This window comes from Frigoribacterium sp. PvP032 (assembly GCF_017833035.1).
Classification (GTDB): Bacteria; Actinomycetota; Actinomycetes; order Actinomycetales; family Microbacteriaceae; genus Frigoribacterium.
Map to the genome: position 1 here is coordinate 1986043 of NZ_JAFIBM010000001.1, position 26399 is coordinate 2012441.

26 protein-coding genes are annotated in these 26399 nt (G+C 73.3%); all 26 read left to right on the plus strand.

Translation table 11 applies throughout. The features are described from left to right. The first annotated feature begins 43 nt into the window (after nucleotides 1–43). The 26 genes from JOE35_RS09125 to JOE35_RS09250 all read left to right on the plus strand — a co-directional run bounded on the left by JOE35_RS09125 (nucleotide 44) and on the right by JOE35_RS09250 (nucleotide 26369). On the plus strand, nucleotides 44–568 hold the full coding sequence (locus tag JOE35_RS09125; protein ID WP_209561965.1) for a shikimate kinase: 525 nt from the start codon (nucleotides 44–46) through the stop codon (nucleotides 566–568). After that, on the plus strand, nucleotides 565–1656 hold the full coding sequence (gene aroB, locus JOE35_RS09130; protein ID WP_209560826.1) for a 3-dehydroquinate synthase: 1092 nt from the start codon (nucleotides 565–567) through the stop codon (nucleotides 1654–1656). The genes JOE35_RS09125 and aroB overlap by 4 nt, the downstream gene beginning before the upstream one ends. A gap of 30 nt (nucleotides 1657–1686) precedes the next feature. Continuing rightward, on the plus strand, nucleotides 1687–2946 hold the full coding sequence (locus JOE35_RS09135; protein WP_209560827.1) for a 26S protease regulatory subunit: 1260 nt from the start codon (nucleotides 1687–1689) through the stop codon (nucleotides 2944–2946). After that, nucleotides 2943–4082 (plus strand): tetratricopeptide repeat protein, encoded by a 1140-nt coding sequence (locus JOE35_RS09140; protein WP_209560828.1) that lies wholly within the window; start codon nucleotides 2943–2945, stop codon nucleotides 4080–4082. The genes JOE35_RS09135 and JOE35_RS09140 overlap by 4 nt, the downstream gene beginning before the upstream one ends. A 110-nt stretch (nucleotides 4083–4192) precedes the next feature. Continuing rightward, the gene (gene efp / locus JOE35_RS09145; protein WP_123545904.1) at nucleotides 4193–4756 is read left to right on the plus strand and encodes an elongation factor P; all 564 of its coding nucleotides are present in this window, start codon (nucleotides 4193–4195) and stop codon (nucleotides 4754–4756) included. 18 nt (nucleotides 4757–4774) lie between these two features. Next, the gene (gene nusB, locus JOE35_RS09150) at nucleotides 4775–5185 is read left to right on the plus strand and encodes a transcription antitermination factor NusB (RefSeq protein WP_209560829.1); all 411 of its coding nucleotides are present in this window, start codon (nucleotides 4775–4777) and stop codon (nucleotides 5183–5185) included. A gap of 119 nt (nucleotides 5186–5304) precedes the next feature. Then, the gene (pyrR, locus tag JOE35_RS09155) at nucleotides 5305–5847 is read left to right on the plus strand and encodes a bifunctional pyr operon transcriptional regulator/uracil phosphoribosyltransferase PyrR (protein WP_209560830.1); all 543 of its coding nucleotides are present in this window, start codon (nucleotides 5305–5307) and stop codon (nucleotides 5845–5847) included. Further along, nucleotides 5844–6800, plus strand: coding sequence for an aspartate carbamoyltransferase catalytic subunit (locus JOE35_RS09160; RefSeq protein WP_209560831.1), 957 nt, complete (start codon nucleotides 5844–5846; stop codon nucleotides 6798–6800). Before pyrR ends, JOE35_RS09160 begins: the two co-directional genes overlap by 4 nt. Continuing rightward, nucleotides 6797–8167 carry a dihydroorotase gene (locus JOE35_RS09165; RefSeq protein WP_209560832.1) on the plus strand — a complete coding sequence of 457 codons (1371 nt, stop codon included), beginning with the start codon at nucleotides 6797–6799 and terminating at the stop codon, nucleotides 8165–8167. The genes JOE35_RS09160 and JOE35_RS09165 overlap by 4 nt, the downstream gene beginning before the upstream one ends. Continuing rightward, entirely contained in the window at nucleotides 8164–8688 is a 525-nt protein-coding gene (locus tag JOE35_RS09170) for a hypothetical protein (RefSeq protein ID WP_209560833.1), read from the plus strand. The genes JOE35_RS09165 and JOE35_RS09170 overlap by 4 nt, the downstream gene beginning before the upstream one ends. Continuing rightward, nucleotides 8681–9868 carry a glutamine-hydrolyzing carbamoyl-phosphate synthase small subunit gene (carA, locus tag JOE35_RS09175; RefSeq protein WP_209560834.1) on the plus strand — a complete coding sequence of 396 codons (1188 nt, stop codon included), beginning with the start codon at nucleotides 8681–8683 and terminating at the stop codon, nucleotides 9866–9868. Before JOE35_RS09170 ends, carA begins: the two co-directional genes overlap by 8 nt. Further along, complete coding sequence (carB, locus tag JOE35_RS09180) at nucleotides 9868–13143, plus strand: carbamoyl-phosphate synthase large subunit (protein ID WP_209560835.1); 3276 nt, start codon at nucleotides 9868–9870, stop codon at nucleotides 13141–13143. The genes carA and carB overlap by 1 nt, the downstream gene beginning before the upstream one ends. Continuing rightward, the gene (gene pyrF, locus JOE35_RS09185; RefSeq protein ID WP_209560836.1) at nucleotides 13140–13997 is read left to right on the plus strand and encodes an orotidine-5'-phosphate decarboxylase; all 858 of its coding nucleotides are present in this window, start codon (nucleotides 13140–13142) and stop codon (nucleotides 13995–13997) included. The genes carB and pyrF overlap by 4 nt, the downstream gene beginning before the upstream one ends. Beyond that, nucleotides 13994–14899: a guanylate kinase gene (gmk, locus tag JOE35_RS09190; protein WP_209561966.1), complete on the plus strand. Its 906-nt coding sequence runs from the start codon at nucleotides 13994–13996 to the stop codon at nucleotides 14897–14899. Before pyrF ends, gmk begins: the two co-directional genes overlap by 4 nt. Nucleotides 14900–14959: 60 nt before the next feature. Further along, nucleotides 14960–15226 (plus strand): DNA-directed RNA polymerase subunit omega, encoded by a 267-nt coding sequence (rpoZ, locus tag JOE35_RS09195; protein ID WP_209560837.1) that lies wholly within the window; start codon nucleotides 14960–14962, stop codon nucleotides 15224–15226. 183 nt (nucleotides 15227–15409) lie between these two features. After that, the gene (gene metK / locus JOE35_RS09200) at nucleotides 15410–16630 is read left to right on the plus strand and encodes a methionine adenosyltransferase (protein ID WP_209561967.1); all 1221 of its coding nucleotides are present in this window, start codon (nucleotides 15410–15412) and stop codon (nucleotides 16628–16630) included. A 10-nt stretch (nucleotides 16631–16640) separates the two neighbouring features. After that, a complete protein-coding gene (locus JOE35_RS09205; RefSeq protein WP_307803012.1) occupies nucleotides 16641–18656 on the plus strand; it encodes a primosomal protein N' in 2016 nt (671 codons plus the stop codon). Nucleotides 18657–18670: 14 nt separating this feature from the next. Then, nucleotides 18671–19669, plus strand: a complete 999-nt coding sequence (gene fmt / locus JOE35_RS09210; RefSeq protein WP_209560838.1) for a methionyl-tRNA formyltransferase — start codon at nucleotides 18671–18673, stop codon at nucleotides 19667–19669. Further along, nucleotides 19666–21027, plus strand: a complete 1362-nt coding sequence (locus JOE35_RS09215) for an RsmB/NOP family class I SAM-dependent RNA methyltransferase (protein WP_209560839.1) — start codon at nucleotides 19666–19668, stop codon at nucleotides 21025–21027. The genes fmt and JOE35_RS09215 overlap by 4 nt, the downstream gene beginning before the upstream one ends. 49 nt (nucleotides 21028–21076) lie before the next feature. After that, the gene (gene rpe / locus JOE35_RS09220) at nucleotides 21077–21742 is read left to right on the plus strand and encodes a ribulose-phosphate 3-epimerase (protein WP_209560840.1); all 666 of its coding nucleotides are present in this window, start codon (nucleotides 21077–21079) and stop codon (nucleotides 21740–21742) included. Next, a complete protein-coding gene (locus JOE35_RS09225; RefSeq protein ID WP_123354635.1) occupies nucleotides 21739–22002 on the plus strand; it encodes a phosphoribosyl-ATP diphosphatase in 264 nt (87 codons plus the stop codon). The genes rpe and JOE35_RS09225 overlap by 4 nt, the downstream gene beginning before the upstream one ends. Before the next feature lie 67 nt (nucleotides 22003–22069). Beyond that, the gene (hisG, locus tag JOE35_RS09230; protein ID WP_146900751.1) at nucleotides 22070–22909 is read left to right on the plus strand and encodes an ATP phosphoribosyltransferase; all 840 of its coding nucleotides are present in this window, start codon (nucleotides 22070–22072) and stop codon (nucleotides 22907–22909) included. Nucleotides 22910–22911: 2 nt separating this feature from the next. Next, nucleotides 22912–23688, plus strand: coding sequence for an imidazole glycerol phosphate synthase subunit HisF (gene hisF / locus JOE35_RS09235; protein ID WP_209560841.1), 777 nt, complete (start codon nucleotides 22912–22914; stop codon nucleotides 23686–23688). Nucleotides 23689–23702: 14 nt separating this feature from the next. After that, complete coding sequence (gene hisI, locus JOE35_RS09240; RefSeq protein ID WP_209560842.1) at nucleotides 23703–24170, plus strand: phosphoribosyl-AMP cyclohydrolase; 468 nt, start codon at nucleotides 23703–23705, stop codon at nucleotides 24168–24170. Continuing rightward, nucleotides 24163–25686, plus strand: a complete 1524-nt coding sequence (locus JOE35_RS09245; protein ID WP_307803013.1) for an anthranilate synthase component I — start codon at nucleotides 24163–24165, stop codon at nucleotides 25684–25686. The genes hisI and JOE35_RS09245 overlap by 8 nt, the downstream gene beginning before the upstream one ends. Continuing rightward, nucleotides 25686–26369: a Trp biosynthesis-associated membrane protein gene (locus JOE35_RS09250; RefSeq protein ID WP_209560843.1), complete on the plus strand. Its 684-nt coding sequence runs from the start codon at nucleotides 25686–25688 to the stop codon at nucleotides 26367–26369. Before JOE35_RS09245 ends, JOE35_RS09250 begins: the two co-directional genes overlap by 1 nt. Nucleotides 26370–26399 lie beyond the last annotated feature (30 nt).

Consider the following 26399-nt stretch of genomic DNA (forward strand, 5'->3'; position numbering starts at 1 on the left):
CACCACCGCCCGGGGCGCGGCCCCGCTCGACCGCCCCGTCGCGATGATCGGCCCCATGGGCGCCGGCAAGTCCAGCATCGGCAAGAAGCTGTCCCGGCGGCTGGGCGTCCGGTTCCTCGACACCGACCGCCTGCTCGTCCAGCGGCACGGCCCCGTGGCCGAGATCTTCGCGACGCAGGGCGAGCCGCGCTTCCGGGAGCTGGAGCGCGAGGTCGTCGCCGAGGCGCTCGCGTCGACCGGCGTGGTCTCGCTCGGAGGAGGCGCGGTGCTCGACCCGCTCACCCGGGAGCGCCTCCTGGGTGCCTCCGTCGTGCTCCTCACGGTGACGCCGGAGGCGGTGGCGGCCCGGATCGAGGGGTCGAGCCGGCCCCTGCTGGCCCAGGGCGGCATGGACGCCTGGCGGGCCATCGCGCTCGAGCGCGAGCCCGTCTACCGCAGCCTCGCCGACCTGGTCGTGGACACCTCCCGTCGCCCCGTCTCCCACGTCGTCGACGACGTCGTCGCCTGGCTGGCCGCCGGCACCGCCGCACCCACCGAACCCCACCACCGACAGGAAGACGACGCATGACCGACGAGACGACCGACGTCACCACCATCCGCGTCGAGGGCGAGGCCCCCTACGACGTCCTCGTGGGCCACGGGGTCCGCTCCCGCATCCCCGAGCTGCTCGGACCGCAGACGAAGAAGGTCCTGATCGTCCACGCGCCGACGCTCGGCCGCAAGGCGAACGAGCTGCGGGACGCACTGGTCGAGGCGGGCCTCGAGGCCCTGATCGCCGAGGTCCCGGACTCGGAGGACGCCAAGCGCGTCGAGGTGGCGGCCTTCTGCTGGCAGGTGCTCGGCCAGGCCGACTTCACCCGCACCGACGCGGTGATCGGCCTCGGCGGGGGAGCCGTGACCGACCTCGCCGGATTCGTGGCCGCGACCTGGCTCCGGGGCGTGCAGCTCGTCCAGGTGCCCACCACGGTGCTCGGCATGGTCGACGCGAGCGTCGGCGGCAAGACCGGCATCAACACCGCCGAGGGCAAGAACCTCGTGGGCGCCTTCTGGGCTCCGACGGCCGTGGTGGCCGACCTGGACATGCTCGACACGCTGAGCCGGAACGAGATCCTCGCGGGCTTCGCCGAGGTCGTGAAGGCCGGCTTCATCGCCGAGCCCGAGATCCTCGACATCGTCGAGGCCGACGTCGACCGCGCCGTCGACCCGACGACCCCCGAGTTCCGGCGGGTCGTCGAGCTGTCGATCGCGCTCAAGGCGCGGGTCGTCGGACAGGACTTCACCGAGCAGGGCCTCCGCGAGATCCTCAACTACGGGCACACCCTCGGCCACGCCGTCGAGCACGCGGAGCGGTACCAGTGGCGGCACGGGGCCGCGGTGTCGGTCGGCATGGTCTTCGCCGCCGAGCTCGGCCGGCTGACCGGGCGCCTGTCCGACGAGGCCGTCGACCGTCACCGCCGCATCCTCGAGTCGCTGACCCTGCCGACGAGCTACCCGCTCGGCCGCTGGAACACGCTGCTCGCGACGATGCAGCGCGACAAGAAGGCCCGCGCGGGCATGCTGCGCTTCATCGTGCTGGACGACATCGGCAAGCCGACGGTCGTCACCGGCCCCGACTCGAGCCTCCTCTTCGCGGCGTACCAGGAGATCGGTTCCTGACGAGCCCTCACGGGTCACTATGATCCGTCCGTGCGCGAATCCCTGATCCGGTCGCTGCGGCTCGCCGTCGAGCAGGCCCCGGACGACGTCCCCCTGCGGGTCCACCTCGGCGTCCTGCTCCTCGAGGACGGCGACGTCGACGCCGCAGTCGCGTCGCTCGCGTCGGCCCTGGTGCTCGAGCCAGGTCACGAGGAGGCGCGGGCCGGGATGGCGCGAGCCCTCGCGGACCCTGCCACGGCAGCGGTGTCGTCGGCTGTCGAGCCGCCCTCCGGCGAGGCCGCGCCCGCTGACGACAGCATCGACGAGCCCCGAGACGACGACCCCGAGTCCTGGCCCTCCGCGCTCCTCGGGATGCCGGTCGGAGCCGGCGCCTTCGACTGGGAGACGGCGGAGGACGATCTCAGGACCGCCTCCTTCCGCATCGACCGTCCCGACCTGAGGCTGTCCGACGTGGGCGGCATGTCGCAGGTCAAGGCCGCGCTGGAGCAGGCGTTCCTCGCCCCGCTCCGCAACCCCGAGCTCCGGGAGGCCTACGGCGCGAGCCTGCGGGGCGGGCTGCTGCTCTACGGGCCTCCCGGCTGCGGCAAGACGCACCTCGCGAGGGCCCTCGCGGGCGAGCTCGGCGCCTCCTTCCTGAGCGTCTCGCAGGCCGACCTGCTCGACCACGAGAGCGGCTCGCCCGCCCGTGCCGTCGCCGACGTCTTCGAGGCCGCGAGGCGCGCGGCGCCCTGCGTCCTGTTCCTCGACGAGGTCGACGCCGTCGCCCCGCGCCGGTCGTCGAGCGACAGCGCGTGGGCGCGGGCCGTGGTGAACCAGGTGCTCGTCGAGCTCGACGGGGTCGACTCGCGGAACGACGGGCTCTTCGTCCTCGCGGCGACCAACCGGCCGTGGGAGGTCGACCCGGCCGCCCGGCGCCCCGGCCGACTCGACCGTACCCTCCTGGTGCTGCCTCCCGACGAGCCTGCTCGTCGGGAGATCGCCCGCAGGCGGCTGGAGGGCCGACCGGTCGGCGACGTCGACCTGGACGCGCTCGCGCGGGCCACCTCCGGGATGTCGGGGGCCGACGTCGGCTACGTCTGCGACCTGGCGCTCCAGCGCGCCCTCGCCGACAGCGTCGCGACGGGCACGCCGCGCACGGTCACCGACAAGGACCTGCGCCGGGCTCGCTCGTCCGTGACCCCGTCGGTGGGGGAGTGGGCGGCCAGCGCGCGGAGCGTCGTGACCTACGGCGTCGACGACGGCACGTTCGCCGAGCTCAGGGAGTTCCTCGGGATGCGGAGGGGCCGGTGAGCGACGAGGACCTCCTGGCTGCGTCCGCGCACATGGCGGGCGGGCGGCCGAAGGAGGCGGCTGCGGCGCTCGAGCGGCACCTCGCGACCCGGCCCGACGATCCGTGGATCCTGCAGCACCTCGCCTTCGCGCAGCTGAGGGCGGGGCGGCGGATGGCGGCCAGGGACACCGCCCTCCGGGCCCGTGCCCTCGACCCGGACGCCGAGTGGGCGTGGCGGCTCTGGGCCGAGGCGTCCCTCCGCATGGGCGACGTCGACGACGCCAGGGCCGGCATGTCGGAGTCGCTCCGGCTCGCCCCGGACGACTGGCACGTCCACGCGGACGCGGTCCGCCTCGGGTTGTTCCCGCCCGACGAGACGAGACGGCACGCGGCGGAGTGCCTGCGGCTGGCGCCCGACGACCCGGACGCCTACCTGGTGGCCGCCGCCGTCGCTGTGCGGGACGGACGCCTGTCCCAGGCGCGGACGGCCTACCGCGCCGCACTGGCTCTCGACCCTGCGCACGTCGAGGCGCGCCGGGGCATCGACGACCTCGAGATCACCGCCGGCCGGTCGGACAAGGCGGCCGTGGGCGCGATGGCACAGCTGGCCGACGCCCCGACGTCGACCACCGCCCTGGTGCACCTGCGGTCCGTCGTCCACGAGGCAGTCACCGGCCTCGGCGCGCTCCCGGCGCTGCTGCCCTGGGGACTCGGCGTCGTCCTGCTCGGCCTCTCGTTCGCCTCGGAGGAGGGCACGTCAACGGGCGTGCCCTTCGGCCTGCGCTTCCTCCTGCTGGCGGCGGCCCTCGCGGGCGCCGGATGGTGGGCGGCCCTCGTCGCGCGCTTCGCGCGGCGGTCCGGGCTCGCGCCGTCCGCGCTGCTCGACCGGCTGCGGGACGTCAGCCCCGCGCACCTCGGCTGGCTCGGGCTCCACGCGACGGTCCTCGCCCTGCTCGTCCTGGCGTGCGCGGTGCAGCCCTGGACGGGGATGTGGTCGATCGGCTCGGACGTGGGCCCCGCCGGGCCCGCGGACGCGGTCGCGGCCGTCGCCGGCGCCGCCGCCTTCGGCCTGTCCCTGGTCTCGTGGCTCGGGGTGCCGGTGCTCGCCGGTCTCGTGTCCCGGCCGGCGCGCCGCGGCGGACGCGGGCGCCGCTGAGCGGTCCCCGTCCGCGCTCGACGCTCCTGAGGGCTCGCGGCCCGTCCGCTACACTCGAACCCGGCCAGATCCGGCCCCACCCACCTCACTCCCGATCGGACCTCGCACGCATGGCGACCACCAACGACATCAAGAACGGCGCCGTCCTCGACCTGGACGGCCAGCTCTGGAACGTGATCGAGTTCCAGCACGTGAAGCCGGGCAAGGGCGGCGCCTTCGTCCGCACCAAGATGAAGAACGTGCGCTCGGGCAAGGTCGTCGACAAGACGTTCAACGCCGGCACCAAGATCGAGTTCGCGAACGTCGACCGCCGCGAGTACACGTACCTCTACGCCGAGGCCGACGGCTACGTGTTCATGGACACCACCGACTACGACCAGATCAACGTCCCCGCCACGATCGTCGGCGACGCCAAGAACTTCATGCTCGAGAACCAGAACGTCCAGATGGCGCTGCACGACGGCAACCCGCTCTACATCGAGCTGCCCGCCTCCGTCGTCCTCGAGGTCACCTACACCGAGCCCGGCCTGCAGGGCGACCGCTCGACCGGCGGCACCAAGGCGGCCACCGTCGAGACCGGCTACGAGATCCAGGTCCCGCTGTTCCTCGAGACCGGCACGAAGGTCAAGGTCGACACGCGCGACGGCGGCTACCTCGGCCGCGTCAACGAGTAGTCGGCGGCCACCCGCACAGTGAGCGCACGCACCAAGGCGCGCAAGCGCGCCCTCGACGTCCTGTACGTCGCCGACATCCGCCAGATCAGCATGAGCGACGCCCTCGCGGCGGAGACCGCCAGGGCCCGTCAGGAGCCCGAGCGAAACTCCAGCTGGGGCTACGCCCGTGACATCGTCCAGGGCGTCATCGACCACCAGGTCGAGATCGACGAGCTCATCGAGACCTACGCGCAGGGCTGGACGATGGCCCGCATGCCCACGCTCGACCGCGGCATCCTCCGCATCGGCGTCTTCGAGCTGCTGCACAACGACGAGGTCCCCGACCACGTCGCCATCAGCGAGGCCGTCGAGCTGGCCCAGTCGCTCAGCACCGACGACTCGGCCCCCTTCGTGAACGGCCTGCTCGGCCGCATCGCCACCAGCGGCTAGGCTCGGTGCCGGTCCAGGGCTCCTCCTCGGCGGAGGCGCCGACCGGCACCACCAGCACCACCCGAACCACCACCGACGTCCTTTAAGTTCCGTCCCGAGAGGCGGGGAAGGAGGTCCGATTGAGCACACGCACCGTGCTGAGTCAGGCTGACATCACACGCGCCCTGACGCGCATCTCCCACGAGGTCCTCGAGTCGAACCGAGGCCCCGACGGTCTCGTCGTCCTGGGCATCCCCACGCGAGGCGTCGTCCTCGCCGAGCGGATCGGCGCCCAGCTCTCGTCGATCTCCGGCGTCGCCGTGCCGACAGGCTCCGTCGACGTGACCATGTACCGCGACGACCTGCGCCGCAACCCTACGCGGGCCAGCCAGCCCACGCGGCTGCCCGACGGCGGGATCGACGGCGCGACCGTGGTGCTCGTCGACGACGTGCTCTACTCGGGGCGCACTATCCGCGCGGCGCTCGACGCGCTCAGCGCGCTCGGCCGCCCGAAGGCCGTCCGCCTCGCCGTCCTCGTCGACCGGGGCCACCGCGAGCTGCCGATCCGGGCCGACTTCGTGGGCAAGAACCTGCCGACGTCCGCGGCCGAGCGCATCTTCGTGCGCCTGCACGGCGTCGACGACGACGAGCTCGTCGCCATCGAGGGCGGTGCCGACTCGTGAAGCACCTCCTGAGCACGGCCGACCTGAGCCGCGACGACGCCCTGCGGATCCTCGACGTGGCGGAGGACATGGCCGACGTCTCGACCCGACAGGTCAAGAAGCTGCCCACCCTCCGCGGCACGACCGTCGTCAACCTCTTCTACGAGGACAGCACTCGCACCCGCATCTCGTTCGAGGCGGCGGCCAAGCGCCTCAGCGCCGACGTCATCAACTTCGCCGCCAAGGGGTCGAGCGTCTCGAAGGGCGAGTCCCTCAAGGACACCGCCCAGACGCTGGCCGCGATGGGCGCCGACGGCATCGTCATCCGGCACCCGGCGTCCGGCGCCCCCCGCGTCCTCGCCGACAGCGGCTGGGTCGACGCCGGCATCGTCAACGCGGGCGACGGCACGCACGAGCACCCGACGCAGGCCCTGCTCGACGCGTTCACGATGCGCCGCCGGGTCCACGGCGACGCGAGCCGGGGCCGTGACCTCGACGGGCTCGAGGTGCTGGTCGTCGGCGACATCCTCCACTCGAGGGTCGCGCGCTCGAACGCGTGGCTGCTGCGGACCCTGGGGGCCCACGTGACGGTGGTGGCGCCTCCCACGCTGCTGCCGGTCGACGTCAGCCGGCTGGGCGTCGACGTGCACTACGACCTCGACGAGGCGATCGCCCGGGTGCAGCCCGACGTCGTCATGATGCTGCGCATCCAGCAGGAGCGGATGGCCGAGGCCTTCTTCCCCAACGCCCGCGAGTACGCCCGTTCCTGGGGCCTCGGCGCGGCGCGCTTCCGCTCGCTGCCGCCCACGGCGCTCGTGATGCACCCCGGGCCGATGAACCGCGGCCTCGAGATCGGCGACGACGCCGCCGACTCGCCCCGCTCGACCGTGCGCGAGCAGGTCGGCAACGGCGTGGCCGTCCGGATGGCCGTGCTCTACCTCACACTCGCCGGCGACCGGGAGGACTCCCTGTGACCACCACCCACCTGATCCGCGCCGTCGAGACCGTCGACGGCACGCGCACCGACGTGCTGGTCCGCGACGGCGTCGTGGTCGAGCTCGGCTCCGGCCTCAGCGCCGCGGGCGCCGAGGTGTTCGACGCCGACGGGCTCCTCGCCCTGCCCGGCCTCGTCGACCTGCACACGCACCTCCGCGAGCCCGGCGGCGAGGGGGCCGAGACGGTCCTCACCGGGTCCCGCGCCGCCGCGGCGGGCGGGTTCACCGCCGTCAACGCCATGGCGAACTCGTCCCCGGTCGCCGACACCGCCGGCGTCGTCGAGCAGGTGCAGGCCCTCGGCGGGCGGGCGGGCTACGTCACGGTCCGGCCGATCGGCGCCGTCACCCAGGGCCTCGAGGGCCGCCGGCTGTCGGAGATCGGCGCCATGGCCAGGTCCCGCGCGGCCGTCCGCGTCTTCTCCGACGACGGCCACTGCGTCTCCGACCCGCTGCTGATGCGTCGCGCGCTCGAGTACGTCAAGGGCTTCGGGGGAGTCGTCGCCCAGCACGCGCAGGAGCCGCGCCTCACCGAGGGCGCGCAGATGAACGAGGGCGCCCTGTCGGCCGAGCTCGGCCTCGGCGGCTGGCCCGCGGTCGCCGAGGAGTCGATCATCGCGCGCGACGTCCTGCTCGCCGACCACGTCGGCGCCCGTCTGCACGTCTGCCACGTCTCCACCGCGGGCAGCGTCGAGGTCGTCCGCTGGGCCAAGGCGAGGGGCATCGACGTGACCGCCGAGGTCACGCCGCACCACCTCCTCCTCACTGAAGATCTCGTCTCGAGCTACGACTCGCGCTACAAGGTCAACCCGCCGCTCCGCCGGGCAGAAGACGTCGAGGCGCTGCGGGCGGCCCTCGCCGACGGCACGATCGACATCGTCGCCACCGACCACGCCCCCCACACCTCGGAGGCGAAGCACTGCGAGTGGGACGCCGCCGCCAACGGCATGGTCGGCCTCGAGAGCGCCCTCTCCGTCGTGCACCAGACCATGGTCGAGACGGGCCTGCTCGACTGGGCCGACGTGGCCCGCGTGCTCTCGGTCGCACCGGCGCGGATCGGCCAGGTCGAGGGGCACGGACGACCGCTCGCGGTCGGGGAGCCCGCCGAGCTGACCCTCTACGATCGAGGGGTGAGCAAGACGTTCGGCACCGAGCACCTCGCGGGTCGCAGCCGCAACTCGCCGTTCCTCGGGCTCACGCTGCCCGGGCAGGTCGTGGCGACGCTGCACCAGGGCTACGCCACCGTCCGCGACGGTCGCGTCGTCGACGAGCGCGAGATCGCCGACCGGGCAGCCCGCGTGGCCGCCGCGGCGGTGCTGGCCGCGCCCGAGCCGACGAGCGCCGCGTGAACCGCTGGGTGATCGGCGCGGGCATCCTCGTCCTGCTCGTCTTCGTCGTCCTCCTCATGGTCCGCTCGTGGCGGGCCCGTGGCCGGCGGCAGGCGGACATCGCGCTGCCCGAGACGGCCCCCGACGTCCTGTCTCCCGCCCTCGTCGAGCACGACGGCTTCTACGTGGCGACGACCCGCGCGGGCGACCCCCTCGACCGCATCGTGGTCGGCGGGCTCGGCTTCCGGGGCAGGGCCGTCATCTCGGTGCACCAGGAGGGCATGCGCCTCGAGATCGCGGGCGAGCCCGCGAAGCTGATCCGCGCCTCCTCGATCCGCGACGTCGGCCGAGCGACCTGGACCATCGACCGCGTGGTCGAGACCGACGGGCTCGTGCTCGTCGCCTGGAGCCTCGGCGACACCGACGTCGACACCTACCTGCGCGTCACGGACGACCCCCGCCCGCTCGTCGACGCCGTCCGGACCATCACGACCTCGGCCCCCACGGCCGGCACCACCACAGGAGAGCAGACCATTGACTGACGCGTCCACCACCACCCGGGCCGTCCTGGTGCTCGAAGACGGGACCCGCTACGCCGGCCGCGCCTACGGCGCCGTCGGGCGGACGCTCGGGGAGACCGTCTTCGCGACCGGCATGACCGGCTACCAGGAGACCCTCACCGACCCGTCCTACGCCGGGCAGATCGTCGTCATGACGGCCCCGCACATCGGCAACACGGGCGTCAACGACGAAGACCCCGAGTCGCGTCGCATCTGGGTCTCGGGCTTCGTCGTCCGCGACGCCAGCCGCGTCGTCTCGAACCACCGCGCCCAGGGCAGCCTCGACGACCAGCTGGTCGCCGACGGCGTCGTGGGCATCCGCGGCATCGACACGCGCGCGCTGACCCGACGCCTCCGCGACGTCGGCTCGATGCGCGGCGGCGTCTTCAGCGGCCCCGACGCCGAGCTCGGCGACGACGAGCAGCTAGCGCTCGTGCGCGGCTCGGCCGACATGCGCGGCCTCAGCCTCTCGAGCCAGGTCTCGACCGTCGAGCCGTACGTGCTCGAGGCCGAGGGCGACCTCGTCGGCTCGGTCGCGGTGCTCGACCTCGGCGTCAAGACGTCGACGCTCCGGTACCTCGCGCAGCGCGGCTTCCGGGTGCACGTCCTCCCGCAGGACACGACGCCAGAGCAGCTCCGCGCCCTCGCGCCGGACGCGCTCTTCTTCTCGAACGGCCCCGGCGACCCCGCAGCCAGCGACGCCCAGGTCGAGCTGCTGCGCGGCGCCCTCCGCGACGGACTGCCCTACTTCGGCATCTGCTTCGGCAACCAGCTGTTCGGCCGCGCCCTCGGCTTCGACACCTACAAGCTGCCCTTCGGCCACCGCGGCATCAACCAGCCGGTGCTCGACAAGACCACGGGCAAGGTCGAGATCACGAGCCAGAACCACGGCTTCGCGGTCGACGCGCCCGTCGAGGGCGTCCTCGACTCGCCGGCCGGCTTCGGCCGCGTCGAGGTCAGCCACTTCAGCCTCAACGACAACGTCGTCGAGGGCCTCCGCGCCCTCGACATCCCGGCCTTCTCGGTGCAGTACCACCCCGAGGCGGCAGCCGGGCCCCACGACAGCAACCACCTCTTCGACCGCTTCCGCGAGGCGGTCGTGGCTCGCAAGTCCGGCAAGCCCGTCGACTTCGGCTCCGACCTCGAAAGCAGCAGCAACTGATGCCCAAGCGCGCAGACATCAACTCCGTCCTCGTCATCGGCTCCGGCCCGATCGTCATCGGCCAGGCGGCCGAGTTCGACTACTCGGGCACCCAGGCGTGCCGCGTCCTCCGCGAGGAGGGGGTGCGCGTCATCCTCGTGAACCCGAACCCGGCCACGATCATGACCGACCCCGACTTCGCCGACGCCACCTACGTCGAGCCCATCACGTCCGAGGTCCTCGAGGCGATCATCGTCAAGGAGCGGCCCGACGCGATCCTGCCGACCCTCGGCGGCCAGACGGCGCTGAACGCCGCCATCGTGCTCGACCAGGAGGGCATCCTCGCCAAGCACGGCGTCGAGCTGATCGGCGCCAAGGTCGAGGCCATCCAGAAGGGCGAGGACCGACAGCTCTTCAAGGAGCTGGTGCTCGAGTCGGGCGCCGACGTCGCGAAGTCCTACATCGCGCACACCGTCGAGGAGGCGGTCGACTTCGCCGAGGACCTCGGCTACCCGCTGGTCATCCGCCCGTCGTTCACGATGGGCGGCCTCGGCTCGGGCTTCGCGTACACCCGCGACGAGCTGGTCCGGATGGTCACCGACGGCCTGCACCAGAGCCCCACCACCGAGGTGCTGCTCGAGGAGAGCATCCTCGGCTGGAAGGAGTACGAGCTCGAGATGATGCGCGACACGGCCGACAACACGGTCGTCGTCTGCTCGATCGAGAACGTCGACCCGGTCGGCGTGCACACGGGCGACTCGATCACCGTCGCGCCCGCGCTGACGCTCACCGACCGCGAGTACCAGAACCTGCGCGACATCTCGATCGACATCATCCGCCGGGTCGGGGTCGACACCGGCGGCTGCAACATCCAGTTCGCGATCGACCCGGCCGACGGCCGCGTCATCGTCATCGAGATGAACCCGCGTGTCTCGCGCTCCAGCGCGCTGGCGTCGAAGGCGACGGGCTTCCCGATCGCCAAGATCGCCGCGAAGCTCGCTCTCGGGTACCGCCTCGACGAGATCCCGAACGACATCACCAAGGTGACGCCCGCCTCCTTCGAGCCGACCCTCGACTACGTGGTCGTCAAGGTGCCGCGGTTCGCCTTCGAGAAGTTCCCGGCGGCCGACACGACGCTCAGCACGACCATGAAGAGCGTCGGCGAGGCGATGGCCATCGGCCGCAACTTCACGCAGGCGCTGCAGAAGTCGCTCCGCTCGCTCGAGAAGCGCGGCTCGAGCTTCCACTGGGAGGGCGAGCCCGGAGACGTGGAGGCGCTGCTCACGCTGGCGCACACGCCCACCGACGGCCGCATCGTCACCGTGCAGCAGGCGCTCCGTGCCGGCGCCACGGCCGAGCAGGTCTTCGACTCGACCGCGATCGACCCCTGGTTCATCGACCAGGTCGTGCTGATCAACGAGGTCGCCGACGAGATCGCCGCCGCGGCCGAGCTCGACGCCGACCTGTTCGCCCACGCCAAGGACCACGGCTTCAGCGACGTGCAGATCGGCCAGCTGCGCGGCCTCGGCGAGCTCGAGGTCCGCGAGCTGCGCTGGTCGCTCGGGGTGCGCCCCGTGTTCAAGACGGTCGACACCTGCGCCGGCGAGTTCCCCGCCCTGACCCCGTACCACTACTCGAGCTACGACCTCGAGACCGAGGTCGCGCCGAGCGACCGCCGCAAGGTGATCATCCTCGGCTCCGGGCCCAACCGGATCGGCCAGGGCGTCGAGTTCGACTACTCGTGCGTGCACGCCAGCTTCGCCCTGAGCGACGCGGGCTACGAGACGATCATGGTCAACTGCAACCCCGAGACGGTCTCGACCGACTACGACACGAGCGACCGGCTCTACTTCGAGCCGCTCACCCTCGAGGACGTCCTCGAGGTCGTGCACGCCGAGTCCGCCAGCGGCGAGCTCGTCGGCGTCGTCGTGCAGCTCGGCGGGCAGACGGCCCTCGGCCTGTCGAAGGGCCTCGAGGCGGCCGGCGTCCCGATCCTCGGCACGTCGCCCGACGCCATCGACTCGGCCGAGGAGCGCGGGCTCTTCTCCGCCATCCTCGACGAGGCGGGGCTCCTCGCGCCCCGCAACGGCACGGCCACCGACTACGAGAGCGCCGTCGCCGTGGCCGAGGAGATCGGCTACCCCGTGCTCGTGCGTCCGTCGTACGTGCTGGGCGGCCGCGGCATGGAGATCGTCTACGACAGCCCGTCGCTCGCCGACTACTTCGTCCGGGTGAGCGACCAGGCGATCATCGGCCCGGACGCGCCGCTGCTCGTCGACAGGTTCCTGGACGACGCCGTCGAGATCGACGTCGACGCGCTCTACGACGGCACAGAGCTCTACGTCGGCGGCGTCATGGAGCACATCGAGGAGGCGGGCATCCACTCGGGCGACTCGAGCTGCACGCTGCCCCCGGTCACGCTCGGCAAGGGCGAGATCGACCGCGTCCGCGAGGCGACGCTCGCCATCGCCGAGGGCATCGGCGTCCGCGGCCTGCTGAACGTGCAGTTCGCGATCGCGGCCGGCGTCCTCTACGTGATCGAGGCGAACCCCCGCGCCAGCCGCACGGTGCCGTTCGTCTCCAAGGCGCTCGGCATCCCGCTCGCCAAGGCGGCGTCGCTCGTCATGGTCGGCCAGAGCATCCGCGAGCTCGTCGAGAACGGGCTGCTGCCCGCCCAGGACGGCTCGGACGTGCCGCTCGACTCGCCGATCTCGGTCAAGGAGGCGGTGCTCCCGTTCAAGCGCTTCCGCACGAAGGAGGGCCAGGTCGTCGACAGCGTCCTCAGCCCCGAGATGCGCTCGACGGGCGAGGTCATGGGCATCGACCGCGACTTCCCCCGGGCCTTCGCGAAGAGCCAGACGGCGGCGTACGGCGGGCTGCCGACGACCGGCACGGTCTTCGTCAGCGTCGCCGACCGCGACAAGCGCGCCATCGTGCTGCCCGTCCTGCGCCTGCAGCAGCTCGGCTTCCGCGTGCTGGCCACCGAGGGCACGGCGACGGTGCTCATCCGCAACGGCATCGCCGCCGAGATCGTCGGCAAGTTCAGCGCCGGCGGCGAGAGTGTCGTCGACCTGATCAACCGCGACGAGGTCGACATCGTGATCAACACGCCGAGCGGCTCGAGCGCCCGCGCCGACGGCTACGAGATCCGCGCCGCCACCGTCGCGGCCGACAAGGCCCTCTTCACGACCATCGCGCAGCTCGGCGCGGCGGTCGCCTCCATCGAGGCGATCCACACGCCGTTCGAGGTCACGAGCCTGCAGGACTACGGTCTGGCGCGGGCGGCACGGCGGTGACGGCCGCCTCCTTCGGCGCGCGCCTCGAGACCGTGCTCGAGACGTCCGGCGGCCTCTGCGTCGGCATCGACCCGCACCCCTGGCTGCTGGAGCAGTGGGGGCTGCCGACCAGCGCCTCCGGCGTGCGCGAGCTCGGCCTGCGCGCTGTCGAGGCCGCAGCGGGGTCGGCCGGGGTCGTCAAGCCGCAGGTCGCCTTCTTCGAGCGCTGGGGCTCGGCGGGCTTCGCCGCCCTCGAGGACGTCCTCACGGCTGCCAGGGACGCCGGGCTGCTGGTCGTCGGCGACGCCAAGCGCGGAGACGTCGGCAGCACCATGGACGGCTACGCCGAGGCCTGGTTCGCACCCGACTCGCCCCTCCGCGTGGACGCCCTGACCGTGTCGCCGTACCTCGGCTTCGGCTCGCTGCAGGGCACGATCGACCGGGCCAGGCAGGTCGGCGCGGGCGTCTTCGTCCTCGCGGCCACCTCCAACCCGGAGGCGCGGGCGGGGCAGACGGCACTCGTCACCGGCGCCGACGGCGCGTCACGGACCCTGGCGGCAGGTATCGTCGACCAGGTGCGAGACGACGACCAGGCAGCGGGGGAGACCCGACTCGGCTCAGTGGGCCTCGTGCTCGGGGCGACCGTCGACCTCGCGTCCTACGGCATCGACACGGCCTCGCTCGCCGGCGTGCCCGTCCTCGCGCCCGGCTTCGGCCACCAGGGGGCCCGTGTCTCCGACCTGCGCTCTCTCTACGGCTCGGCCGCTCGGAACGTGCTCGTCTCGACGTCCAGGGGAGTCCTCGCGGCCGGCCCCGACGGGATGGCCGAGGCCGTCCGCGACGCCGCAGAGGAGGTGCGCACGTGCCTCGCATGACCCCGCCGCCGGTCGACCGTGCCGCCGCCGCCAGGGCCGCGGTCGCTGCACGTCGTGCCCGCGCCGCAGTCAAGGCGTCCGTCGCCGAGCGCCGGCGCACCGCGCTCGACGTCGCCGAGACGGCCTGGGCCGGCGAGCCGACGGCCCCCGAGGCGACGCTGCGCGTCCGTGAGCTCCTCACCAGCATCCCCGGCATCGGGCCCACCCGCGTCGCCCGCATCATGACCGACCTCGGCATCGCCGAGTCCAAGCGCGTCGGCGGCCTCGGCGTCCGGCAGCGCCGCATCCTCGGCGACTGGCTCGCCGTCCGCGAGGCCAGGGGCCGCGTGCGCTCGCGCCTCGTCGTCCTCGCCGGGCCGACCGCCGTCGGCAAGGGCACGGTCTCGACCCACATCCGCGAGAACTACCCGGACGTGCACCTCTCCATCTCCGCGACGACCAGGGCGCCCCGCCCCGGCGAGGTCGACGGGGTGCACTACTACTTCGTCGACGACGCCGAGTTCGACCGGATGATCCGCGAGCGCGAGCTGCTCGAGTGGGCGACCGTGCACAACTCGTACCGCTACGGCACGCCGCGTCCGCCGATCGACGCCGCGCTGCAGGCCGGGCGGAGCGTCCTGCTCGAGATCGACCTGCAGGGCGCACGGCTCGTCCGCACGGCGATGCCCGAGGCAGTGCTCGTGTTCCTGCTGCCGCCCACGTGGGACGAACTGGTCCGTCGGCTGATCGGTCGCGGCACCGAGGACGCGGCCGAGCAGCAGCGCCGGCTCGAGACCGCGAAGGTCGAGCTGGCCGCCCAGGACGAGTTCGACGTCAAGGTCGTGAACCACGACGTGCCCGAAGCGGCTCGCGAGGTCGTAGAATTGATGACTGCGCCCGAGGACGCACGCCCGCGGGCGTGACTCGCGCCCCGATCTCTGCACCTGCCGGTGCCTGACAGAACCCCACAACGAGGAGTGACCATGGCCGACAAGAACAAGGGCATCATCGATCCGCCCATCGACGAGCTGCTCTCGAAGGTCGAGTCGAAGTACGCGCTCGTCATCTTCGCGTCCAAGCGCGCACGTCAGATCAACGACTACTACGCCGACCTGCACGAGGGCAGCCTGTTCGACAACGTCGGCCCGCTCGTCGACAGCACCATCGACGACAAGCCGCTCTCGGTCGCGATGCACGAGATCAACGAGGACAAGCTCGAGGCCAAGCCCCTCCCCGCCACCGCGGAGTAGCCACCTCACGATCGTCCACGGTCACCGTCGTCCAGCGACAGTGACGGTGGGCGGTCGTAGCATCGAACGAGGCCCCCGGGGAGACCGTCCCGCGGGGCCTCGCCGTGTCCTACGAGGCCTGACGCCCTCGACATCGCCCTCGCCCTCGCCCTCGACCCCGGAGTTCCTGTGACCTCGACCGACGTGACACCCGCCAGCAGCACGACCGCCCCGACGAGCCTCCGGCTCTTCACGTCGGAGTCGGTCACCGAGGGCCACCCCGACAAGATCTGCGACCAGATCTCCGACGGCATCCTCGACGCGCTGCTCGCGGTCGACCCGCAGAGCCGGGTCGCCGTCGAGACGATGGTGACGACCGGGCTCGTCCACGTGGCGGGCGAGGTCACCACCAAGGGCTACGTCGACATCCCCACGATCGTGCGCGACCTCATCGTCGGCATCGGCTACGACTCGTCGGCCGTGAGCTTCGACGGCCGCACCTGCGGGGTCGAGGTCTCCATCGGCGCCCAGTCGCCCGACATCGCCCAGGGCGTCGACACGGCGCTGGAGGCGCGGGGCGGCACCTCCGACGACGCTCTCGACCGCCAGGGCGCCGGCGACCAGGGCATCATGTTCGGCTACGCCACCAACGAGACGCCGCAGTACATGCCGCTGCCGGTGTGGTTGGCGCACCGGCTCGCGGAGCGCCTCGCGCACGTCCGCAAGAGCGGCGAGCTCGACTACCTCCGGCCCGACGGCAAGACCCAGGTCACGGTCGGCTACGACGGGGTCGTCCCGCGCACGGTCGACACGGTCGTCGTCTCGACCCAGCACTCGCCGAGCGTCTCGAGCGAGCAGCTCGAGGCGGACGTGATCGCCCACGTCGTGCGCCCCGTGCTCGACGAGGCCGGGCTCGACTCGACCGAGACGCGCTTCATCATCAACCCCACGGGTCGCTTCGAGATCGGCGGCCCCCAGGGCGACGCGGGTCTCACCGGCCGCAAGATCATCGTCGACACCTACGGCGGCGCGAGCCGGCACGGCGGCGGCGCGTTCTCCGGCAAGGACCCGTCGAAGGTCGACCGCTCGGCGGCCTACGCCATGCGCTGGGTGGCCAAGAACGCCGTCGCGGCAGGCCTGGCCGACCGCATCGAGCTGCAGATCGCCTACGCCATCGGCCGGGCCGCGCCCGTCGGGCTCTACGTCGAGACCTTCGGCACCGGCCACGTGGCCGACGACGTCATCATCGACGCCGTCCGGCAGGTCTTCGACCTGCGCCCGGCAGCGATCATCCGCGACCTCGACCTGCTGCGGCCGATCTACGCGGCGACCTCGACCTACGGCCACTTCGGCCGTGAGCTGCCCGAGTTCACCTGGGAGGCCCTCGACCGCGTCGACGCGCTCCGGGCCGCCGCCGGTCTCTGACCGGGCGCCCGTGAGCGTGCCCGTGCCGAGCGAGCGGCCGTCACCGCGCGCCGTGGCGCGGGTGCTGGTCGAGTCGCCGCTGCCTCAGCTGGACCGGCTGTTCGACTACGCCGTCCCTGCGCACCTCCGGGACGACGTCGTGCCCGGCATCCGGGTGAAGGTCCCGCTCCGGTCGGCCGGACGCATCGCCGACGGGTTCGTGGTCGAGGTCGTCGAGTCGTCGGCGCACGGCGGCGAGCTGAGCGAGGTCGAGGCGATCGTCTCCACCGCCTCCGTGCTGGCCCCCGAGGTGCACGCCCTCGCGAGAGCTGTCGCGGACCGTGCGGGCGGCTCCGCCAGCGACGTGCTCCGCCTCGCCGTGCCGCCCCGCCAGGCGAGGGTCGAGAAGCAGGTGCTCGCGGCCGCCGTGGCCGCAGCCGAGTCGGGCGAGACGGTCACGCACCCCGTCGTCGTCGCCTCCGAGGTGACGGGCTACCGGGCCGACCAGCTCGCGGGCATCGTCGCCGCCCGCGGCCGCGCCGCCGTCGACGCCGTCCCCCTGCTCGACGAGCTGCCCGACGGCTCGTGGGTCGGCCGGTGGGCCGTCACGGTCGCCCAGCTCGCGACGGTGGCGCTGGCCGCGGGCGAGAACGCGATCGTCGCGGTGCCCGACCACCGCGACGAAGACCAGGTCCTGCGGTCGCTGGCCGCCCTGCTGCCTGCGGAGAGCGTGGTCCGGCTCGACTCCAAGCAGTCGAACGCCGACCGCTACCGGGCGGTCCTGCGGGCCAGGGGAGACCAGCCGCTCGTCCTCGTCGGCAACCGGTCCGTGCTGCTCGCGCCCTCGGCCCGCCTCGGGCTGATCGTCGTCTTCGACGACGGCGACCCCCTGATGGGCGAGCCGCTCAGCCCCTACGTGCACGCCCGCGACACCGCCTTGGTGCGCCAGTCGCAGCAGCAGACCGCCCTCGTGTTCCTCGGCCACGCCCGGAGCACCGACGTGCAGCGGCTCGTCGAGATCGGCTTCCTCGCCGAGGTCCGTCCCGACCCCCGGTACCAGCCGCACGTGGTGCCCACGTCGCAGCAGGCCGCCCAGGACGGCTTCGCGGCCCAGGCACGGATCCCGTCGACGGCCTGGACGGAGGCGCGGGCGGCGGTCGAGCACGGGCCGGTGCTCGTGCAGGTGGCGCACCCCGGGTACTCGCCGCGACTCGCCTGCACCGAGTGCGGCGACACGGCACGGTGCACCCGCTGCGGCGGTCCGCTCGTCCAGCGCGCGCAGGGCGCGCAGCCCGCGTGCTCGTGGTGCGGCGCCCTCGCCGTGGGCTGGCGGTGCTCGACCTGCGAGGGCACGCAGATGAAGTCGGTGGGCACTGGCGCGTCCCGCACCGCCGACGAGCTCGGAAAGGCGTTCCCCGGGGTGCGCGTGGTCGTGTCCGACGGATCACGCCAGGTGAGGCACGTCGACGCCGAGCCCGCGATCGTCGTCGCGACGCGCGGGGCCGAGCCGATCGCCCCAGGGGGCTACCGGGCCGTCCTCCTCCTCGACGGCGAGCGGATGCTGGCCCGTGAGAGCCTCCGGGTGGCCGAGGACTGCCTGCGCTGGTGGGCCAACGCGGCGGCCCTGGCGGCGCGTCGCGCCCCGATCGTGCTCGTCGGCGTCGGCGGCGCCATCGCGTCCTCGCTCGCGACCTGGGAGCTGGCGCGCTACGCGTCCGGCGAGCTGGCCGACCGGCGGGAGCTGCGGTTCCCGCCCGCCGTCCGCGTCGCGACGGTCACGGGGGGCGTCGAGACCGTGGCCCGCGCTCTGGACGAGCTGCCAGAAGGCGTCCGCAAGGAGACCCTCGGGCCGGTCGACGTGCCGGACGCCGGCGTCCGGGCGATCGTGCGCTTCGACTACGCCAGCGGGCACGACGTCGCGCAGGTGCTGCGGTCGCAGGTGATCCGCGCCGCGACCGAGCGCCGCAAGGCGATCGGCTCCCGACGCGGCCGGGGGCTGCCTACACTCAGGGTGCGGTTCGACGACGTCGAGCCGTTCACCGACTGACCTCCAGGAATCCCTTGCGCCTCGTCTTCGCCGGCAGCCCGTCGGCCGCCGTCCCGTCCCTGACCGCCCTCGCCGCGAGCGACCACGAGGTGGTCGCCGTGGTCACCCGCGACGACACGCCGCAGGGCCGTCGCCGCGTCCTGACCGCGACCCCGGTCGCCCTCGAGGCCGAGCGCCTCGGGCTGCCGGTCGTCAAGACGCGTCGGATCACGGAGGAGGTGGCCGAGCGGATCGCCGACCTCGACGCCGACCTCGGGGTCGTGGTCGCATTCGGCGCCCTGCTCCGCGAGCCCGTGCTCTCCGCGCCCCGGCTCGGCTGGGTCAACCTGCACTTCTCCCTGCTGCCGCGCTGGCGCGGTGCCGCTCCCGTGCAGCGGGCGCTGATGGCCGGCGACGAGAGCACGGGCGCCGTCGTGTTCCAGCTCGTGCCCGAGCTGGACGCCGGCGATCTCCTGGGCACCCTGGAGCGCCCCCTCGACGGCACGGAGACCGCGGGGGCGCTCCTCGACGAGCTCGCGGCCAGCGGCGCCGTCCTGCTCGGCGACGTCGTCGACGGGCTCGCCGCGGGCACGGCCGAGCCCGTCGCCCAGGTCGGCGAGGTGACCCTCGCCCCCAAGCTCGTCCTCGACGACGGCGCGCTCGACCTCTCGTCGACCGCCGACGACGTGGTCGACCGGTGGCGGGGCACGACGCCCGAGCCGGGTGCGCACCTCCCGCTCGGCGACGCCCGTCTCAAGGTGCTCGAGCTGCGCGCCGCGCCCGCCGCCGACGACGCGGCCGCCGACGGAGCCGCGGGTGACGACCCGCTCCCGCCGGGGCGGATCGCCCTCCGCGGCCGCCGCCTCCTGGTGGGCACGGGCACCGCACCGCTGGAGCTCGTCCGCGTCCAGCCGCCCGGCAAGAAGCCGATGTCCGGTGCCGACTGGAGCCGTGGGCTGCCGTCCGCCGAGGACGTCCTGCTGACCGAGCCGACAGCCGTCACCACCACGACCGACGAGGAGGCCCCCGCGTGAGCCGTGTCCAGCCCGCCCGCCAGGTCGCCCTCGACGTGCTGCGCGCCGTCGCCGACGACGACGCCTACGCCAACCTGCTGCTGCCCGCCCGCATCGCCCGCGCCGGCCTCGACGCGCAGGACGCCGCCCTCGCGACCGAGCTGACCTACGGCACGCTCCGCATGTCCGGCTACTACGACCGCGTGGTCGCCCTCGCCGCCCGGCGACCGGCCGACGCGATCGACCCCGCCCTGCTCGACGTGCTCCGGCTCGGCGTTCACCAGCTGCTGTCGACCAGGGTGGCCGCCCACGCCGCGGTCGACGAGTCGGTCGAGCTCGCCCGCCAGGTCGGCAACCGCGCCGGCACCGGGTTCGTCAACGGAGTGCTGCGGACGGTGGGCCGGTCGACCCCCGATGAGTGGCGGGAGCGCGTGCTCGCCGCGGCGACCAGCGACGACGACCGGCTCGCCGCCGAGTGGTCGCACCCCGTGTGGGTCATCCGCGCCCTGCGGCGCTCGCTCGCGGCCGAGGGCCGCCAGGACGAGCTCGTCGACCTGCTTGCCGCGAACAACGTGCCCCCGCGGGTCAGCCTCGTCGCCCTGCCCGGGCTCGCGGAGCCGTCAGAGCTCGGCGGCGACGACGCCCTGCTCTCGCCGCTGGCGCGGGTCAGCGCCGGGGGAGACCCTGCCCAGCAGCCTGTCGTGCGTGCCGGTCGTGCCCGCGTCCAGGACGAGGGCTCGCAGCTCGCCGCCCTCCTGCTCAGCCGCCACCACGAGGTCGCGCCCGGCGAACGCTGGCTCGACATGTGCGCGGGCCCCGGCGGCAAGGCGGCGCTGCTCGCCGCCGAGGCGGCCAGGGTCGGCGCGCACCTCGTCGCGAACGAGCTGGTCCCGGCCCGCGTCGGGCTGGTGCGCCAGGCCCTCGGGGCCGTCCCCGGCGACGTCGACGTCCGTGAGGGCGACGCCGCCCGCTTCGGCGTCGACGAGCCCGGCGGCTACCAGCGCATCCTCCTCGACGCGCCGTGCACCGGCCTCGGTGCCCTGCGCCGTCGTCCGGAGGCGCGCTGGCGCAAGCAGCCGGCGGACGTGGGCGAGCTGACGCGCCTCCAGGCCGATCTGCTGGCCAGCGCACTCGACGCCCTCGCGCCGGGCGGGCTGCTCGCCTACGTCACCTGCTCGCCGCACCTCGCCGAGACGCGCGCGGTCGTCGAGTCCGGGCTGCGTCGCCGCGACGACGTCGAGCTGCTCGACGGTCCCGAGGCGGTCGCCCGGGTCGCCGTGGGCGAGGTCGACCTCGCCTCGGGGCCCTACGTCCAGCTCTGGCCACACCGCCAGGGCACGGACGCCATGTTCGTCGCGCTGGTGCGGAAGAACGCCTGACGCAGAGGGGCCGGGGGCCGAGGAGGCGCGTCGCCGGTAAGATCATCCGGTGCCCGTTCGCATCAGCCCCAGCATCCTCTCGGCCGACTTCGCCAACCTCGAGCGCGACCTGAACCGCATCGCCGACGCGGACCTCGTCCACGTCGACGTGATGGACGGGCACTTCGTGCCGAACCTCACGCTCGGCCTGCCGGTCGTCGAGCGCATCCAGCAGGTCAGCCCTGTCCCCCTCGACGTGCACCTGATGGTCGAGGACGCTGACCGCTGGGCCCCGCGCTACGCGGAGCTCGGCGCGTTCTCCGTCACCTTCTCGGCCGAGGCGGCCGCCGACCCCGTGGCGACGGCGCGCGCGATCCGCGCCAACGGGGCCCGCGCCTCCGTGGCCGTCAAGCCGGGCACCGACCTCGAGCCGTACCTGCAGACCCTCGACGAGTGGGACATGATCCTCGTCATGACGGTGGAGCCCGGCTTCGGCGGGCAGTCGTTCATGCCCGAGACGATGCCCAAGCTGGCCCGTGCCCGCGACGCGGTCCGCGCCTCCGGCCTCGACGTCTGGCTCGAGGTCGACGGCGGCATCGGGCTCGACACGATCGCGACGGCCGTCGAGAACGGCGCCGACACGGTCGTCGCCGGCTCGGCCGTCTACGGCGGCGAGCCCGCCGAGCGCATCGCCGCGCTGAGGGCCGCCGCCGCGACGGTAGCCTTGTCCTCGTGAAGTCCTTCGACCAGCTGTTCTCCGAGCTCAGCGACAAGGCCCGTGACCGTCCAGAGGGCAGCGGCACCGTCGCCGAGCTCGACGCCGGCGTCCACCAGATCGGCAAGAAGATCGTCGAGGAGGCGGCTGAGGTGTGGATGGCCGCCGAGTACGAGGGCGACGTGGCCACGGCAGAAGAGATCTCGCAGCTGATCTACCACGTGCAGGTGCTCATGATCGCCAAGGGCCTCACCCCCGACGACGTGTGGCGACATCTCTGAGCCCGTCCCCACCACCTCACGACGTGACGCCGCCGACCCGCGGCCCCAGAACGGACAGCTCACCACCATGCTCCGCGTAGCAGTGCCCAACAAGGGCTCCCTCAGCGAGACCGCCAGCCAGATGCTCCACGAGGCGGGCTACCAGGGTCGCCGCGACCCGAAGTCGCTGTACCAGGCCGACGAGCGCAACGGCGTCGAGTTCTTCTACCTCCGCCCGCGCGACATCGCCACCTACGTCGGCCAGGGCGCCCTCGACGTCGGCATCACCGGCCGCGACCTGCTGCTCGACTCCGGCTCGACCGCCGGCGAGATCGCGCCCCTCGACTTCGCCTCCTCCACCTTCCGGTTCGCCGGCCCGGCCGGCCGCTTCCGCGAGCTGGCCGACCTCGAGGGCCTCAGGGTCGCGACGAGCTACGTCGGCCTGGTCGGCGCGTTCCTCCGCGACGCCGGGGTCACCGCGCAGCTGGTGGGCCTCGACGGGGCGGTCGAGAGCGCCGTGAAGCTCGGCGTGGCCGACGCCATCGCCGACGTCGTCGAGACGGGCACGACCCTCCGCGCCGCGGGCCTCGAGGTCTTCGGGCCGGTCATCCTGCAGTCGACCGCCGTGCTGATCGCGTCGGACGCGCAGGCCGCGGGCATCGACGTGCTGCACCGCCGCCTCCAGGGCGTCCTCGTCGCGCGCCGCTACGTGATGATGGACTACGACGTGCCGGTGTCCGCGCTCGACGCCGCGACCGCCGTGACGCCGGGCATGGAGTCGCCGACGGTGGCGCCCCTGCACGACGCCGACTGGGCTGCCGTCCGCGTGATGGTGCCGCGCGGCGACACCAACCAGGTGATGGACGCCCTGTACGACCTGGGCGCCAGGGCGATCCTCGTGAGCCCGATCCACGCCGCGAGGCTCTGACCGTGACGACCGCCGATCCGTCCCTCGCGGTCCGCGTCGTGCCCTGTCTCGACGTCGCCGCGGGGCGCGTCGTCAAGGGCGTGAACTTCCTCGACCTGCGCGACGCGGGCGACCCCGTCGAGCTCGCCCGCACCTACTACGAGCAGGGCGCCGACGAGATCACGTTCCTCGACGTCACCGCGACGGTCGACGACCGTGCGACCACCTACGACGTCGTGCGCGCGACCGCCGAGCAGGTCTTCATCCCGCTGACCGTCGGCGGGGGAGTCCGCTCGACGGACGACGTGGCGCGTCTCCAGGCGGCCGGCGCGGACAAGATCGGCGTCAACAGCGCCGCGATCGCCCGCCCCGCGCTCGTCGGCGAGATCGCCGACCGCTTCGGCGCGCAGTGCGTCGTGCTCTCGCTCGACGTGAAGCGGTCGACCCGCACCCCCTCCGGCTTCGTCGTGACGACCCACGGCGGCCGCACCGAGACCGACATCGACGCCGTGGCGTGGGCTCGCGAGGCCATCGAGCGCGGAGCGGGCGAGCTGCTCGTCAACAGCATCGACGCCGACGGCACCAAGCAGGGCTTCGACCTCGAGCTCGTCGCGCTGATGCGCGAGAACAGCCGCGTGCCGGTGATCGCCTCAGGCGGGGCAGGCGCCCTCGAGCACTTCGCCCCCGCGGTGACCGCCGGCGCGGACGCCGTGCTCGCCGCCTCCGTGTTCCACAACCGCGAGCTGACCGTCGGCGACGTGAAGCGCGAGCTGGCGGCCGCCGGCGCCGTCGTCCGATGACACCGGGAGCCCCCATGACCGAGCAGACAGCGCCCGACGAGGCAGCGACCGCCCAGCCCCTGACCCGTGCGACGGTCGAGCCGGTCGTCGCGCGTGCCCGCTTCGACGCGAGCGGCCTGCTGCCCGCGATCATCCAGGACGCCGTCTCGAAGGACGTCCTGATGATGGGCTGGATGGACGAGGAGGCGCTGCGTCGCACCCTGACCGAGGGCCGGGTGACCTTCTGGTCACGCTCCCGGCAGGAGTACTGGCGCAAGGGCGACACGTCCGGCCACGCGCAGTTCGTCCGGGCCGCTGCCCTCGACTGCGACGACGACGCCCTCCTCGTCACCGTCGAGCAAGTGGGAGCCGCGTGCCACACCGGTGCGCACTCGTGCTTCGACGTCGATCCGCTCAGCCCGGCCACCGCCTCCTCGACCGACGAGGGCGCCGACGGCGCCGACAGCGCTGCCGACACCACAGCCGAGGCCGACCGTGGCTGACCGCTCGTCGACCACGCGCGCCGCCTTCGACGGACTGCTCGACGGCCACCGGGTGGTCCCCGTGGTCCGTGACCTCTTCGCGGACGGCGAGACGCCGGTGGGCATCTACCGCAAGCTCGCCGCGGGCCGACCCGGCACGTTCCTCCTCGAGTCGGCCGGCCAGGGCGGCATCTGGTCGCGCTGGTCGTTCGTCGGGGTGTCCTCGTTCGGCGTCCTCACGACCGATGCCGGCGAGGTGCGCTGGCTCGGGCACGGGCTCGACGCCGAGCGTGCCCTCGGCGGCGCGACCGGTCGTCCGCTCGAGGTCCTCTCCGCGCTGCACGAGCGCTGGGCGACGCCGCGCATCCCCGACCTCCCGCCGCTCACGGGCGGCCTCGTCGGCTTCGTCGGCTGGGAGGCGGTCCGCGAGCTGGAGCACCTGCCCGACGTGCCCCCGGCCGACTTCACCGTCCCGTCGCAGGCCCTCAGCTTCGTCTCCGAGCTCGTCGCCCTCGACCACCGCACCGGCGCCGTGATGCTGATCGCGACGGTCCTCAACGACGGCGTCGACGACGCGGACGCCCTCTGGGCCGACGCGCAGGCCCGCCTCGACCGGCTGCAGTCGGGCCTGGCGGCGCCGAGCGACACCTGGCTCTCCGATGTCGACCTGGGCGTCCAGCCGACGCCGGTCGACCGCACGCCGAGGGCGGACTACGCCGAGGCGATCGAGCGGTCGAAGCAGTTCATCCGCGACGGCGACGTGTTCCAGGTCGTCGTGTCGCAGCGCTTCGACCACGAGCTGACCGCTGACGCCCTCGACGTCTACCGCGTGCTGCGGACCCTCAACCCGAGCCCGTACATGTACCTCGTCAGCCTCGAGGACGCCACGGGCGAGCCCTACCAGATCGTCGGCTCGTCGCCGGAGGCGCTGGTCAAGGTCGACGGGCGGCGCGCCTTCACCCACCCGATCGCCGGCTCGGCCCCCCGCGGCGCCACGCCCGAGGAGGACGGGGTGCACGCTGAACGACTGCTCGGCGACGAGAAAGAGAGGGCCGAGCACCTCATGCTCGTCGACCTGGCCCGCAACGACCTGCTCAAGGTCTGCACGCCCGGCACCGTCGAGGTGACCGAGTTCATGCAGGTCGAGCGCTTCAGCCACATCATGCACCTCGTGTCGAGCGTCGAGGGCGACCTCGCCCCCGGGCGGAACGCCATCGACGCGTTCCGCGCGACGTTCCCCGCCGGCACGCTCTCGGGGGCGCCGAAGCCGCGCGCCCTCGAGATCATCGACGAGCTCGAGCCGGCTCAGCGCGGCGTCTACGGGGGAGTGGTCGGGTACTTCGACTTCGCCGGCTCCGCCGACGTGGCGATCGCGATCCGCACGGTCCTCCTGCAGGGCGGCGTCGCCAGGGTCCAGGCCGGCGCCGGCCTCGTCGCCGACAGCGACCCGGCAGCCGAGGCACAGGAGGCGCGCAACAAGGCCGCGGCCCCGCTCCGCGCCGTCGCCGTGGCCAACGCGATGACGAGGCTCACCTGATGGCGCCGCGGCGGCTGAAGCTCGTCACGATCCTGGTCGGGGTGCTCCTCGCCGGTGTCGGCCTGCTGACGTGGACGCAGCCGTGGTTCGGGGTCGTCGTCGACTCGCCGCAGGGCGGGCGACTCGACCTGACCGCAGCTGGCGACGTCGCCGGCTCGCCCGTGTCCGCCCTCTCCCTCGCGGCGCTGGCCCTCGTCGGGGCCCTCACGATCGCGGGCCGCGTCTTCAGGGTCGTCCTCGGCCTGCTGGAGGTGGCGCTCGGCGCCAGCATCGCGGTCACGGCGGGGACGGCCCTCGCCGACCCGGTCCGCGCCTCCGGCAGCGTGGTCACGGACGCGACGGGAGTCGACGGCCAAGACAGCCTCCGCGCGCTCGTCTCGTCCACGTCGGCCACCCCGTGGCCCTGGCTCGCACTCGTCGTCGGCGTCCTCGCCGCGCTGCTCGGCGTGGCGATCGTCGTCACCTCGGGCGCCTGGCCACAGGCCGGCCGCAAGTACACCGCCACGCGGCTCGTGCCTGCCGACCCGGCGAGCGACCCGAGCGCGACCTGGGACAGCCTCTCGGTCGGCGACGACCCGACCGACCCCACCGACCCCGGCGACTCGACCGACCCCGACGAGCCCGCCGCGCCGGTCGACGGCGCGGGGCCCCGCCCGGGCGCCGGCGACCGACCCAGCCGGTAGACTCGCACCGTACCGCACTGATCCGAGGAG

Bases quoted from the DNA above. Each gene is read 5' to 3' on its own strand.
- hisI (WP_209560842.1), top strand. From the start codon at position 23,703: ATGACCGAGCAGACAGCGCCCGACGAGGCAGCGACCGCCCAGCCCCTG.
- carB (WP_209560835.1), top strand. From the start codon at position 9,868: ATGCCCAAGCGCGCAGACATCAACTCCGTCCTCGTCATCGGCTCCGGC.
- JOE35_RS09125 (WP_209561965.1), top strand. From the start codon at position 44: ATGATCGGCCCCATGGGCGCCGGCAAGTCCAGCATCGGCAAGAAGCTG.
- JOE35_RS09250 (WP_209560843.1), top strand. From the start codon at position 25,686: ATGGCGCCGCGGCGGCTGAAGCTCGTCACGATCCTGGTCGGGGTGCTC.
- rpoZ (WP_209560837.1), top strand. From the start codon at position 14,960: ATGGCCGACAAGAACAAGGGCATCATCGATCCGCCCATCGACGAGCTG.
- gmk (WP_209561966.1), top strand. From the start codon at position 13,994: ATGACCCCGCCGCCGGTCGACCGTGCCGCCGCCGCCAGGGCCGCGGTC.
- efp (WP_123545904.1), top strand. From the start codon at position 4,193: ATGGCGACCACCAACGACATCAAGAACGGCGCCGTCCTCGACCTGGAC.
- aroB (WP_209560826.1), top strand. From the start codon at position 565: ATGACCGACGAGACGACCGACGTCACCACCATCCGCGTCGAGGGCGAG.
- hisG (WP_146900751.1), top strand. From the start codon at position 22,070: ATGCTCCGCGTAGCAGTGCCCAACAAGGGCTCCCTCAGCGAGACCGCC.